The sequence below is a fragment of the Streptomyces sp. NPDC059499 genome, assembly GCF_042749285.1.
Lineage (GTDB): Bacteria > Actinomycetota > Actinomycetes > Streptomycetales > Streptomycetaceae > Streptomyces.
The window spans coordinates 243,675-256,106 of sequence record NZ_JBHYTT010000009.1; the positions used below are offsets into that span (position 1 = coordinate 243,675).

At 67.8% G+C, this 12,432-nt stretch carries 9 protein-coding genes and 1 tRNA gene; 3 read left to right on the forward strand and 7 right to left on the reverse strand.

Annotation, left to right across the window (positions count from 1 at the left end):
* Positions 1-51 precede the first annotated feature (51 nt).
* Positions 52-708, reverse strand: a complete 657-nt coding sequence (locus tag ACFW9O_RS22275) for an ANTAR domain-containing response regulator (protein WP_384611571.1) — start codon at positions 706-708, stop codon at positions 52-54.
* 93 nt (positions 709-801) lie between these two features.
* On the opposite strand from ACFW9O_RS22275, the gene ACFW9O_RS22280 reads away from it, so the two are divergent.
* Both ACFW9O_RS22280 and ACFW9O_RS22285 read left to right on the forward strand, forming a co-directional pair.
* Positions 802-885 (forward strand) — tRNA-Leu (locus tag ACFW9O_RS22280).
* Positions 886-969: 84 nt separating this feature from the next.
* Positions 970-1,758: a helix-turn-helix domain-containing protein gene (locus tag ACFW9O_RS22285; RefSeq protein ID WP_351177092.1), complete on the forward strand. Its 789-nt coding sequence runs from the start codon at positions 970-972 to the stop codon at positions 1,756-1,758.
* 13 nt (positions 1,759-1,771) lie between these two features.
* Here ACFW9O_RS22285 and pyk read toward each other — a convergent pair whose 3' ends face one another.
* Entirely contained in the window at positions 1,772-3,205 is a 1,434-nt protein-coding gene (pyk, locus tag ACFW9O_RS22290) for a pyruvate kinase (protein ID WP_351177095.1), read from the reverse strand.
* 268 nt (positions 3,206-3,473) lie between these two features.
* On the opposite strand from pyk, the gene ACFW9O_RS22295 reads away from it, so the two are divergent.
* Complete coding sequence (locus ACFW9O_RS22295) at positions 3,474-5,285, forward strand: bifunctional metallophosphatase/5'-nucleotidase (RefSeq protein ID WP_384611573.1); 1,812 nt, start codon at positions 3,474-3,476, stop codon at positions 5,283-5,285.
* 102 nt (positions 5,286-5,387) lie between these two features.
* Here ACFW9O_RS22295 and ACFW9O_RS22300 read toward each other — a convergent pair whose 3' ends face one another.
* From ACFW9O_RS22300 to ACFW9O_RS22320, 5 genes are all read right to left on the reverse strand, one after another.
* A complete protein-coding gene (locus tag ACFW9O_RS22300) occupies positions 5,388-6,809 on the reverse strand; it encodes a lysine N(6)-hydroxylase/L-ornithine N(5)-oxygenase family protein (RefSeq protein ID WP_384611575.1) in 1,422 nt (473 codons plus the stop codon).
* On the reverse strand, positions 6,806-8,203 hold the full coding sequence (locus tag ACFW9O_RS22305; protein ID WP_384611577.1) for a pyridoxal phosphate-dependent decarboxylase family protein: 1,398 nt from the start codon (positions 8,201-8,203) through the stop codon (positions 6,806-6,808). The genes ACFW9O_RS22300 and ACFW9O_RS22305 overlap by 4 nt, the downstream gene beginning before the upstream one ends.
* A gap of 270 nt (positions 8,204-8,473) precedes the next feature.
* Positions 8,474-11,026 carry an aminopeptidase N gene (gene pepN, locus ACFW9O_RS22310; RefSeq protein WP_384611578.1) on the reverse strand — a complete coding sequence of 851 codons (2,553 nt, stop codon included), beginning with the start codon at positions 11,024-11,026 and terminating at the stop codon, positions 8,474-8,476.
* Positions 11,027-11,093: 67 nt separating this feature from the next.
* Positions 11,094-11,429, reverse strand: coding sequence for a chorismate mutase (locus ACFW9O_RS22315; protein WP_351177110.1), 336 nt, complete (start codon positions 11,427-11,429; stop codon positions 11,094-11,096).
* An 11-nt stretch (positions 11,430-11,440) separates the two neighbouring features.
* A complete protein-coding gene (locus tag ACFW9O_RS22320; RefSeq protein ID WP_384611580.1) occupies positions 11,441-12,328 on the reverse strand; it encodes an AraC family transcriptional regulator in 888 nt (295 codons plus the stop codon).
* Positions 12,329-12,432 lie beyond the last annotated feature (104 nt).

A 12,432-nucleotide genomic window follows, 5' to 3' on the forward strand; every position in this document is an offset into this window, starting at 1 on the left:
GCACCCCGATCGATCCGGGGTGCGGGCCTCCTTCGTACGTCCGTACGGGGCTTACTCGGCCGCCTTCTTCTTCTCCTCGGCGTCCTCGATCAGCGCCTCGGCGAGCTGCTGCATGGAGAGCCGGCGGTCCATCGACGTCTTCTGGATCCACCGGAACGCGGCGGGCTCGGAGAGGCCGTAGTCCGTCTGCAGAATGCTCTTCGCCCGGTCCACCAGCTTCCGGGTCTCCAGCCGCTGCGAGAGGTCGGCGACCTCGTTCTCCAGGGCCTTCAGCTCCGAGAACCGGGACACGGCCATCTCGATGGCCGGCACGACGTCGCTCTTGCTGAACGGCTTCACCAGGTACGCCATCGCACCGGCGTCCCTGGCCCGCTCGACGAGGTCGCGCTGCGAGAACGCGGTGAGCATCAGCACGGGGGCGATGGACTCCTCCGTGATCTTCTCGGCCGCGGAGATCCCGTCCAGTACGGGCATCTTCACGTCGAGGATGACCAGGTCCGGCCTGTGCTCCCGGGCGAGCTCGATGGCCTGCTGGCCGTCGCCGGCCTCACCGACGACCGAGTAGCCCTCCTCCTCCAGCATCTCCTTGAGGTCGAGACGGATGAGCGCCTCGTCCTCGGCGATGACGACACGGGTCGTCAGCGGCGGGACGTGCGACTTGTCGTCGTCGGCGGCGTCTACGGGCTGGGGCGACTCGGGGGTGGTCACGGGGCTCCTCGGTATGGGGCAGATACTGCTCCCACGAGCCTACCTACCTGCTGCGCCCGTTGGTCACCAGGTACACTTCTGACCGGCTACCAAGCCGGGTTGGCGCAACTGGCTGACGCGGAGGTCTCAAACACCTCTGTCCGCAAGGACATGTGGGTTCGAATCCCATACCCGGCACAGCGCACAAAGCGGATGTTCACCTTCTCGTGAACATCCGCTTTTCGTTACACAGGGCGACTCGCAGCGACTCATGGTTGCCATATGAACCTCCATGGATCTGAAGTCCGGCACACGGCAGTCACACTGCTCAGGAACGGTGTCAGGAATGCCGATGTAGCCCGCAGGCTCGACATTCCCGCAGGCACCATCAGCTACTGGAAACACATGGACCGCGCCAAACGCGGCGAATGTCCCGGCTCGCACGACCCCAAATGCCCACGCTGCGATCGCCGCGCACTGGACGAGTCCGCGTACGCATACCTGCTGGGTCTCTACCTGGGCGACGGACACGTAAGCCGCTACTCCGGTCACCGGGTCCCAAATCTCATGATCACGTGCGGCGACGGCTGGCCTGGTCTCATGGACGCCGCCGAGCAGGCACTGCGTAGCGTCTTCCCCGACAACAGGGTGTGCCGTGTGCGCAAGATCGGGTGCCACAACGTCAAGGTCTATTCCAAGCATCTTGAATGCCTCTTCCCCCAACACGGACCCGGCAGGAAGCACGAACGCCGCATCATCCTCGAACCCTGGCAGCAGGAAATCGTCGACGCGCACCCCTGGGACTTCATCCGCGGCCTCATCCATTCCGACGGCTGCCGGAACATGAACTGGACGACCCGGATGGTCGGCGGCGTACGGAAGCGGTACGAGTATCCGCGGTACTGGTTCACCAACGTCTCGGACGACATCCGGACGCTCTACACGGACACCCTCGACAAGCTCGGCATCGAGTGGACGCACTGCACCCGCGCGGGCAAGGAGTACAACATCTCCGTCGCCCGACGGGCATCCGTCGCGCTCATGGATGCTCACGTCGGGCCGAAATACTGAGCCGAGCCCGCCCCTACTTCGGGCTGTCGTCCTCGCCGATGTGGTGCACCCGCACGAGGTTGGTCGAGCCCGCGACTCCGGGCGGGGAGCCGGCCGTGATCACGACGACGTCCCCCTTCTGGCACCGCCCGATCCGCAGCAGTTCCTCGTCCACCTGCGCCACCATCGCGTCCGTCGAGTCCACGTGCGGCCCGAGGAACGTCTCCACGCCCCACGTGAGGTTCAGCTGGGCGCGGGTGGCCTCGTCCGGGGTGAAGGCCAGGAGCGGGATCGGGGAGCGGTAGCGCGAGAGCCGCTTGACCGTGTCGCCGCTCTGGGTGAAGGCGACCAGGAACTTGGCGCCCAGGAAGTCGCCCATCTCGGCTGCCGCGCGGGCGACCGCGCCGCCCTGGGTGCGGGGCTTGTTTCGGTCGGTGAGGGGCGGGAGGCCCTTGGCGAGGATGTCCTCCTCGGCCGCTTCGACGATGCGGGCCATCGTGCGGACGGTCTCGACCGGGTACTTGCCGACACTGGTCTCGCCGGAGAGCATCACCGCGTCCGTGCCGTCGATGACGGCGTTGGCGACGTCGGAGGCTTCGGCGCGGGTGGGGCGTGAGTTGTCGATCATCGAGTCGAGCATCTGGGTGGCGACGATGACCGGCTTGGCGTTGCGCTTGGCGAGTTTGATGGCGCGCTTCTGGACGATCGGGACCTGCTCCAGGGGCATTTCGACGCCGAGGTCTCCGCGGGCGACCATGATGCCGTCGAAGGCGGCGACGATGTCGTCGATGTTGTCGACGGCCTGGGGCTTTTCGACCTTGGCGATGACGGGGAGGCGGCGGTCCTCCTCGTCCATGATGCGGTGGACGTCGTCGATGTCGCGTCCGCTGCGTACGAAGGAGAGGGCGATGATGTCCGCGCCGGTGCGCAGGGCCCAGCGGAGGTCGTCGATGTCCTTTTCGGAGAGTGCGGGGACGGAGACGGCGACGCCGGGGAGGTTGAGTCCTTTGTGGTCGGAGACCATGCCGCCTTCGATGACGGTGGTGTGGACGCGTGGTCCGTCGACCTGGGTGACTTCGAGGGTGACGCGGCCGTCGTCGACGAGGATGCGTTCGCCTGTGGTGACGTCGGCGGCGAGGCCGTCGTAGGTGGTTCCGCAGGTGTGGCGGTCGCCCTCGACGGTTTCGACGGTGATGGTGAAGTCGTCGCCGCGTTCAAGGAGTACGGGGCCTTCGGTGAAGCGTCCGAGGCGGATCTTCGGGCCTTGAAGGTCGGCGAGGATTCCGACGCTGCGTCCGGTCTCTTCGGATGCTTTGCGTACGTGGTGGTATCGCTGTTCGTGTTCGGTGTAGGTGCCGTGGCTGAGGTTGAGGCGGGCGATGTCCATTCCCGCTTCGACGAGTGCCTTGATCTGCTCGTATGTGTCGGTTGCGGGTCCCAGGGTACAAACGATTTTCGCTCGGCGCATGGTTCGAGCCTAGACCTTACCTACGGGTAGGTAATTGTCTCTGCATGACTCCCCAACAACCTTTGGGTGAAAGCTTATTGACAAGTGTTGAATTGTGCAGCGGGTCGCTCTGATGAGCGTGTGGCGGGTGCGGTGTCGGGGGTGCGGACGGGTCCGTGCGGGTGGGTGCGTGCGGTGGTCATCAGATCGAAACCTGCGTGGGGTGTTGCGGAGCGTGGTGGCTGGGCCAGAATCTACGCGCGTTGTTCAATTGAACGAGGAGTCAGGAATGCCGTTGAACCGTAGGAACTTTCTGGGCCGGTCGGCCGCCGCGGGTGCGGGTGTGGCGCTGGCGGGCGGGGCCCTTGCCGGTCCTGCCGGGGCTGCGGAGTCGAAGGGGCACGGGCACGGCCGCCCGGCCAGGCGGTACTCGTTCACCGTGATGGGGACGACGGACCTGCACGGCAACGTCTTCAACTGGGACTACTTCACGGACAAGGAGTTCGACGACAAGGCGCACAACGATGTGGGCCTGGCGAAGATCTCGACGCTGGTGGAGCAGATCCGCGAGGAGCGCGGGTGCGGTAACACGCTGTTGATCGATGCGGGTGACACGATCCAGGGCACCCAGCTGTCGTACTACTACGCGAAGATCGATCCGATCACGGCGAAGCGTGGTCCGGTGCATCCGATGGCGCAGGCGATGAACAAGATGGGGTACGACGCGGCGGCGCTCGGGAACCATGAGTTCAATTACGGCATTCCGGTGCTGCGGAAGTTCGAGGAGCAGTGTGATTTCCCGCTGCTGGGTGCGAACGCGTTGGATGCGAAGACGTTGCGGCCGGCGTTCGCCCCGTATGTGATCAAGCGTTTGCGTACGCCGCACGGGCCGGATGTGCGGGTGGCGGTGCTGGGGTTGACGAATCCTGGTATCGCGATCTGGGACAAGGCGAATGTGGGCGGGAAGATGGTGTTCCCGGGGCTTGAGGAGCAGGCGGCGAAGTGGGTGCCGAAGCTTCGTTCGATGGGTGCGGATGTGGTGATCGTTTCGGCGCATTCGGGTTCGTCGGGTACGTCGTCGTACGGGGATCAGTTGCCGTACGTGGAGAACGCGGCGGGTCTGGTGGCGGAGCAGGTGCCGGGTATTGACGCGATTCTGGTGGGTCATGCGCACTCGGAGATTCCTGAGTACTTCGTGACGAACAAGGAGACGGGTAAGCAGGTCGTTCTTTCGGAGCCGTTGAAGTGGGGGCAGCGGTTGACGTTGTTCGACTTCGATCTGGTGTGGGAGAAGGGCCGCTGGGCGGTGGAGAAGGTCGGCGCCGAGGTGTTGAACTCGAACACGGTGGCGGAGGATCCGCGGATCACGTCGTTGCTCGGGGATGAGCACACGAAGGTGGTGGCCTATGTGAATCAGGTCATCGGTTCGTCGGTGGTGGCGATGACGACGGTGGAGGCTCCGTGGAAGGACGAGCCGATCATCGATCTGATCAACCAGGTGCAGGCGGACACGGTGAAGGCGGCGTTGGCTTCCGGCGAGTATGCGGCGTTGCCGGTGCTGTCGCAGGCGTCGTGCTTCTCGCGTACGGCGGGGATACCGGCCGGTCAGGTGACGATCAAGGATGCGGCGGGGCTGTATCCGTTCGAGAACACGCTTGAGGCGCGTCTGGTGACGGGTGCGCAGCTGAAGGATTATCTGGAGTATTCGGCGCGGTATTACGTGCAGACGGCTGCGGGTGGTCCTGTGGACACGTCGAAGTTGACGAATGCGGGCGGTACGCCGGATTACAACTATGACGCGGTGTCGGGGGTGTCGTACGACATCGATATCGTGAAGCCTGCGGGTTCGCGGATTGTGGGGCTGTCGTTCGAGGGGCAGGCGGTTGATCCGGCTGCGCAGTTCGTGCTGGCGGTGAACAACTACCGGGCGAGCGGTGGGGGTAATTTCCCGCATGTGCCGGGTGCGAAGCAGCTGTGGGCGAATTCGGACGAGATCCGGAACACGATCATCGGGTGGGTGCAGGCGAAGGGTTCGGTGGATCCGGCGGAGTTCGCTTCGGTGGGCTGGCGTCTGACGCGGGACGGTGTGCCGGTGTTCTGACCGGGTTGTTCTGACCTGTTCGGTGTGGGGCGGCCGTTCTCCTTCGGGAGGGCGGCCGCCTTCGTGTGTCCGGGGGGCGGCCGGGTTCGGGTGGTTGTGGGGTCAGTGGCCTTGTACGAGGGGGGTGAGGGCGGGGCCCTGTTGGGGGATTTTCGGTGCGGGGTGGGGGGTGAGGCCGAAGGTGGTGAAGGCGGTGCGGTGTGGGAGGGGGTAGGGGGTGGTGCCTGTGAGGTCGTTGAGGATCGTGGCGCTGCGCCAGGCGGCGAGTCCGAGGTCGGGGGCGCCGACTCCGTGGGTGTGGCGTTCGGCGTTCTGTACGTAGATGTGGCCGGTGATGGCGGGGTCGAGGCCGAGGCGGTAGGTGTCGTCGATGTGGGGGCGTTGGGAGGCGTCGCGGCGGATGTGGGGGGTGAGGCCGGTGAGGAGGGTGTCGAGGGGGCGTTCGCGGTAGCCGGTGGCGAGGACGACGGCGTCGGTGGTGAGCCTGGTGCGGGTGTGTTGCTGGGTGTGTTCGAGGTGGAGTTCGATGCGGGTGCCGGAGAGCCGGCCGGCGGTGCGTACGTGGACGCCGGGGGTGAGGGTGGCGTCGGGCCAGCCGCCGTGGAGGGTGCGGCGGTAGAGCTCGTCGTGGATGGCGGTGATGGTGTCGGTGTCGATGCCTTTGTGGAGTTGCCATTGGCTGGGGACGAGTGTGTCGCGTACGGCTTCGGGGAGTGCGTGGAAGTAGCGGGTGTAGTCGGGGGTGAAGTGTTCGAGGCCGAGTTTGGAGTACTCCATGGGGGCGAAGGCCTGGGTGCGGGCGAGCCAGTGGAGTTTTTCGGCTCCTCGGGGGCGGGCGCGGAGGAGGTCGAGGAAGATTTCGGCGCCTGACTGGCCGGATCCGATGACGGTGACGTGGTCGGCGTCGAGGAGTTTCTGCCGGTGGTTGAGGTAGTCGGCGGAGTGGATGACGGGGATGTTGGGGGCTTCGGCGAGGGGGCGGAGGGGTTCGGGGACGAAGGGTTCGGTGCCGACGCCGAGGGCGATGTGGCGGGTGTGGGCGCGGCCGAGTGCTTGTGCTTCGCCGTCGTTGTCGAGGTGGGTGTAGTCGACTTCGAAGAGGGCTTGGTCGGGGTTCCAGCGGATGGCGTCGACGTGGTGGCTGAAGTGGAGGGCGGGGAGTTGTTCGCTGACCCATCGGCAGTAGGCGTCGTATTCGGTGCGTTGGATGTGGAAGCGCTCGGCGAAGTAGAAGGGGTAGAGGCGGTTCTGGGTGCGGAGGTAGTTGAGGAAGGTCCAGGGGTTGGTGGGGTCGGCGAGGGTGACGAGGTCGGCGAGGAAGGGGACTTGGAGGGTGGCGCCGTCGATGAGGAGGCCGGGGTGCCAGTGGAAGCGGGGGCGTTGTTCGTAGAAGGCGGTGGTGGGGCGGGGGTGGTCGGGGGTGGTGGGGATGGTGTGGGCGAGGGCGGCGAGGGAGAGGTTGAAGGGGCCGATGCCGATGCCGATGAGGTCGTGCGGCTGGTCGGGGGTGGGCCGGTCTGTCATCGGGGGGTGCTGCCTTCCGTGAGGCCGGTGACGGCGTGGGTGACGAGGTCGGTGAGTCGGTGGAGGTCGTCGGGGGTGGTGTGGGGGTTGAGGAGGGTGGCTTTGAGCCAGAGGCGGTTGTCGGCGTGGGCGCGGCCGAGGACGGCGTGGCCGTGGGTGAGGAGGGTGCGGCGGATGGTGGCGACGGTGGTGTCGTGGGCGTCGGTGGGGCGGAAGAGGACGGTGCTGATGGTGGGGCGGGCGTAGAGGTCGAGGTGGGGGGTTGCGGTGATGATGTCGGCGAGGTGGTGGGCGGCGGCGAGGGTGCGGTCGATGAGGTCGGCGAGTCCGTCGCGGCCGAGTGCCTGGAGGGTGACGGCGATCTTGAGGGCGTCGGGGCGTCGGGTGGTGCGCAGGGAGCGGCCGAGGAGGTCGGGGAGGCCTGCGTCGGTGTCGTCGTCGGCGTTGAGGTAGGGGGCTTGGTGGTGGAGGGGGTCGAGGTCGTGGTGGTGGGGGACGGCGAGGATGCCGGCGGATGCGGGTTGCCAGCCGAGTTTGTGCAGGTCGAGGGTGACGCTGTGGGCGCGGTGGAGGCTGTGGACGAGGTGGCGGTGGGTGGGGCTGAGGAGGAGTGGGCCGCCGTAGGCGGCGTCGATGTGGAGTTCGGCGCCGTGGGTTGTCGTGAGGTCGGCGATGGCGTCGAGGGGGTCGATCTGGCCGGTGTCGGTGGTGCCTGCGGTGGCGGTGACGAGGAGGGGGCCTTGGTGGTGGGTGAGGGCGTCGTGGAGGGCTGGGAGGTCCATGACGCCGGTGGGGGCGGGGATGACGAGGGGGGCGGGGAGGCCGAGGAGCCAGGCGGCGCGGGTGATGCTGTGGTGGGCGTTGGCGGCGCAGATGGTCTGTACGGGGCCGTGGCGTTCGCGGGCGAGGAGGAGGGCGAGTTGGTTGGCTTCGGTGCCGCCGGTGGTGATGAGGGCGTCGGGGTGGGGGGTGTGGGGGTAGATCTCGGCGGCGAGTGTGCGGGTGAGGGTGGTTTCGAGGGCTGAGGCGGCGGGGGCTTGGTCCCAGGAGTCCATGGAGGGGTTGAGTGCGGATGCGGCGAGGTCGGCTGCGGCGGCGACGGCGAGGGGTGGGGTGTGCAGGTGGGCGGCGCAGTGGGGGTGTGCGGGGTCTGCGGCGCCTTCGGTGAGTGCGGTGACGAGGGTGCGCAGGGCGTGGTGGGCGCCGGTGCCGTGGTCGGGGATGAGTGGGCCGGTGGTGTGGTGGGTGTGGTGGGTGACGGTGTCGGGGCCGCCTGCGGGGAGGGGGCCGTTGCGGCGGGCGGCGCCGTCGTGGAGTGCGGTGAGCACGGTGTCGAGGAGGGGGCGCAGGTGGGTGGGGCCTGCGGTGCCTCCGGCGAGGGGTGGGATGGGCATGGTCGGTGTGGTGTCCTTCGGGTGCGCGGGGGCGGACGTACCAGCTTGTCCGGGTTTCTGGAACCCCGGCCGAAGAGACCAACGATCTGACCCCGAAAGGGGTATTGCCCTGTGGTGTGGGTGGGGTGTGCGGGGTGGGGCTGGTATAGGAGTGCGTTGTTCGCATGGCTGTGCCCGGCCCCTGTGTGTTCGGGGGCCGGGCACGGGGTGGTGATGGGTCGGTGGGTGTTGCTTACGGCGTGGGTCGGTGGGTGGTGCGTACGGCGTTGGTCAGTGGGCGTTGCGTACGGCGAGGGCGCGGCGCAGGTCGTCGAGCTGGTCGGTGAGTTTGCGGCGGAGTGCGGGGATGAGTGCCTTGTCGTCGAGGGCGTCGGTGCCGTGGCGGAGGCTGTCGGCGTCGACGTGGTGGGCGGGGAAGGCGTGGCGGCCTGCGGCTTCGGCGATGGCGGGGCCGCGGCGTACGGCGAGTGCGGTGGCTTCGGGGTAGTAGCGGGCGACGTAGTCGTGGAGGAGTTCGCCCTGTTCGGGTTGCCAGAAGCCTTGGGCGGTGGCGGTGAAGAGGTAGTTGGACAGGGTGTCGTCGGTGAACATGGCGTGCCAGGCGGCGGTTTTGGCTTCGGGGGTGGGGAGGGCGGCGCGGCAGCGGGCGGCGCCTTCCTGTCCGGTGGCGCTGGGGTCCTGGGCGAGTTCGGCGTCGATGGCGGTTTCGTCGGTGGCGCCGAGGACGGCGAGGCGGGTGAGGATGCGCCAGCGCAGTTCGGGGTCGAGTTCGGGTCCGCCGGGGACGGTGCCGTCGGCCAGCCAGTCCTGGATGGTGTCGGGTTGGGTGGCGGCGTCGATGAAGTGGCGTACGGCGGTGAGGCGGAGGCCGGGGTCGGCGCCGGGGGGCGGGGTGTGGTCGGGGTGGTGTTCCCAGTCCTTGGCGGTGAGGCCTTCGGTGCGGCGGAGCAGGTCGCGGCAGAGGGAGGTGAGGGTGGCGAGTGCGGCGGGGCGGTCGTGGGGGGTGAGGTAGCGGTCGGCGATCTGGGTGGTGGCGAAGCCGAGGACGCCGTTGACGAGGGCGAGGTCGGTTTCGTGGGGGAGGTGGGTGCGGGCGGTGGTGAGGTAGGTGGTGGGGTGGAGTTCGCCGTCGCGGACCATGTCGCGTGCGGTGTTCCAGATGAGGGCGCGGGTGAGGGCGTCGGGGATGCCGGAGAGGCTGCCGAGGACGGTGTCCCAGGATGTGGGGTCGAGGCGGATCTTGGCGTAGGTGAGGTCGTTGTCGTTGAGGACGACGAGGGCGGGGCGTTGGCCGGGCAGGGCGGTGGGTTCGCCGGTGTGCGGGATGTCGAGGTCGAAGCGGTCGCGCAGGACGAGTTCGGCGGCGCCGGACCGGGTGTCGAGGGTGTGGTCGTAGGTGCCGACGGCGATGCGGTGGGGGCGGTTGCCGTGGTGGTCGACGGTGAGGGTCCAGGCGCGGTCGGTGTCTTCGACGTGGGCGGTGAGGGTGTCGATGCCGGTGGTGCGGAGCCAGGTGTCGGCCCAGGCGTGGACGTCGCGGTCGGTGGCGGACGCGAGGTTGTCGATGAAGTCGGCGAGGGTGGCGTTGGCGAATTTGTGCCGGGCGAAGTGGGTGTTGATTCCGGCGAGGAAGTCTTTTTCGCCGAGCCAGGTGACGAGTTGGCGCAGGGCGGAGGCGCCCTTGGCGTAGGAGATGCCGTCGAAGTTGAGCAGGGCGGATGCGGTGTCGGGGACGGCGTCCGGGTCCGGTGCGACGGGGTGGGTGGAGGGGCGTTGGTCGGCGTCGTAGCCCCAGCCCTTGCGGGCGACGCCGAAGTCGACCCAGGTGTCGGCGAAGCGGGTGGCTTCGGTGAGGGTCTGGTAGCCCATGTATTCGGCGAAGGACTCGTTGAGCCAGATGTCGTCCCACCAGGTGAGGGTGACGAGGTCGCCGAACCACATGTGGGCCATTTCGTGGGCGATGACCATGGCGCGGGTCTGGCGTTCGGTGTCGGTGACGGCGGAGCGGTAGATGAATTCGTCACGGAAGGTGACGAGTCCGGGATTCTCCATGGCGCCGGCGTTGAATTCGGGGACGAAGGCCTGGTCGTAGGAGTCGAACGGGTAGGGCTCGTCGAACTTCTCGTGGTACCGGTCGTAGCAGTCGCGGGTGATGGAGAGGATCTCGTCGGCGTCCGCGTCGAGGTGGGGTGCGAGGGAGCGGCGGCAGTGGATGCCGAAGGGCAGGCCGGCGTGTTCGGTGGTCACGGTGTGCCAGGGGCCTGCGGCGACGGCGACGAGGTAGGTGGAGATCGGTGGGGTGGGGGCGATGCTCCAGCGGCCTCGGGTGGCTTGGTGGGCGGTGCCGTTTCCGAGGACGGTCCAGTTGTCGGGTGCGGTGACGGTGATGTCGAAGACGGATTTGAGGTCGGGTTGGTCGAAGGCGGCGAAGACGCGTTGGACGTCTTCCATGAAGAGCTGGGTGTAGACGTAGGTTTCGCCGTCGGCGGGGTCGGTGAAGCGGTGCATGCCTTCGCCGGTGCGGGAGTAGCGCATGGTGGCGTCGACGCGCAGTTCGTGGGTTCCCGCGGTGAGCCGGTCGAGGGGGTAGCGGTTCTCGGTGAGGCGTTCGGGGTCCAGGGGTTGTCCGTCGAGGCTGAGCGAGCGCAGTGTGTGGGGCTTGACCTCGACGAAGGTGTCTCCGGCCGTGTGGGCGGTGAACTTGATGACGGTACGGGAGTCGAAGGTGTCCTCGCCTGTGGTGAGGTCGAGGTCGACCGTGTACCGCTGTACGTCGAGGAGCTGGGCTCGGGTCTGCGCTTCGTTGCGCGTCAGTACGGACATGCCGCCCATGCTGCCGTACGGCCGGTGGGGCGTGCAGTGGGGTTCTCGCAGGGCTGACGGTGGTGTGTCAGAGGCTGGGGGCCGGGGTTTCGCCGGCTGATTCCTCCGCGATGCGTTCGTGGTGCCGGATGACTTCGGCCACGATGAAGTTCAGGAGCTTCTCGGCGAACGCGGGGTCGAGTTTGGCGCTTTCGGCGAGTTGTCTCAGCCGGGCGATCTGGCGGCCTTCGCGGGCGGGGTCGGCGGGCGGCAGGTGGTGTTCGGCCTTGAGGTGGCCGACCTGCTGGGTGGCTTTGAACCGTTCGGCGAGCATGTGGACGACTGCGGCGTCGATGTTGTCGATGCTTTCGCGCAGCCGGTTCAGTTCGGCGCGTACGGACTCGTCGATGTCGCTCGTGGTCATGGGCAGCGAGCTTAGACGTCCTTGGGGCCTGTGATCGTGGGTGGGTGGTCCGGGTCGGGGATCCGGTCGCTCCAGCCGCCGGGGACGGTGCGGCCCTGTTGTTCGCGGAAGCGGACGGGGGCTGTGCCGACGCGGCGGGCGAAGAGGCGGGAGAAGTAGGCGGGGTCGTCGTATCCGACGCGGCGGGCGACTGCGGCGATGGGCAGGTCGGTGGCGGCGAGGAGTTCCTTGGCGCGGCCGAGCCGGATGGTCAGGAGGTAGTCCTTGGGGCTGCATCCTGCTCCGCGTCGGACGGCGGTGCGCAGTTCGGCGGGTGTCATGCCGTGCCGGGCGGCGTGTTCGGCGACGGAGAGCGGTTGGAACGCGTCGCGTGCGAGGGCCTGGAGTACCGGGGAGCCGTCGGGTCCGATGTCTGCGCGGGCTCGGCGCAGGGCTACGAGGAGTTCGTGGACGGCGGCGCCCGTCTCGACTTCGAGCAGGGGGTTTCCGCGGCGTGCGGCGCGGACGATGCGGCCGATGGCGGCGCGTGGTCCTGCGGTGTCGGAGAGCGGGATGAGGGGGCGGTCCGCTTCGATGTAGCCGAGTTCGGTGTAGGTGGTGGTGGCGGGTCCGGTGAAGTCGACGAAGCTTTCGTCCCAGCCGGTGGGGTCGGCGCCGTAGTGGTGCGGGGTGCCGGGGGTGAGCCAGATGAGGCTGGGTGCTTCGACGGTCTGGCGTCGGCCGTCCGTTCCGCTGTACCAGCCGCTGCCCGAGGTGATGACGACGGCGACGTGGTGGTCGAGGGTGCGGGGGCCGACGGTGGGCAGTGCGCCGTGCTGGAGGCCGACGCCGAGGCAGGCCAGTCCCAGGCGGTGGTGCAGTGCGCTGGGTGTGAAGAAGCGCATCCAGGTGTGGTACATCGTCTCTCCACCTCCTGTCGGGTGTTGTGTCCAACCAGCAGTGATCTTTCTCCATGGACCGGCCGGGCGCCAGAGGCCGAAGCTGGGGGCAGGCGAGGATCCGC

Excerpts from the sequence above, each read along its gene's own strand:
- ACFW9O_RS22295 (WP_384611573.1), top strand. The coding sequence starts at position 3,474 with ATGCCGTTGAACCGTAGGAACTTTCTGGGCCGGTCGGCCGCCGCGGGT.
- ACFW9O_RS22285 (WP_351177092.1), top strand. The coding sequence starts at position 970 with ATGAACCTCCATGGATCTGAAGTCCGGCACACGGCAGTCACACTGCTC.
- ACFW9O_RS22315 (WP_351177110.1), bottom strand. The coding sequence starts at position 11,429 with ATGACCACGAGCGACATCGACGAGTCCGTACGCGCCGAACTGAACCGG.
- ACFW9O_RS22300 (WP_384611575.1), bottom strand. The coding sequence starts at position 6,809 with ATGACAGACCGGCCCACCCCCGACCAGCCGCACGACCTCATCGGCATC.
- ACFW9O_RS22320 (WP_384611580.1), bottom strand. The coding sequence starts at position 12,328 with ATGTACCACACCTGGATGCGCTTCTTCACACCCAGCGCACTGCACCAC.
- pepN (WP_384611578.1), bottom strand. The coding sequence starts at position 11,026 with ATGTCCGTACTGACGCGCAACGAAGCGCAGACCCGAGCCCAGCTCCTC.
- ACFW9O_RS22305 (WP_384611577.1), bottom strand. The coding sequence starts at position 8,203 with ATGCCCATCCCACCCCTCGCCGGAGGCACCGCAGGCCCCACCCACCTG.
- pyk (WP_351177095.1), bottom strand. The coding sequence starts at position 3,205 with ATGCGCCGAGCGAAAATCGTTTGTACCCTGGGACCCGCAACCGACACA.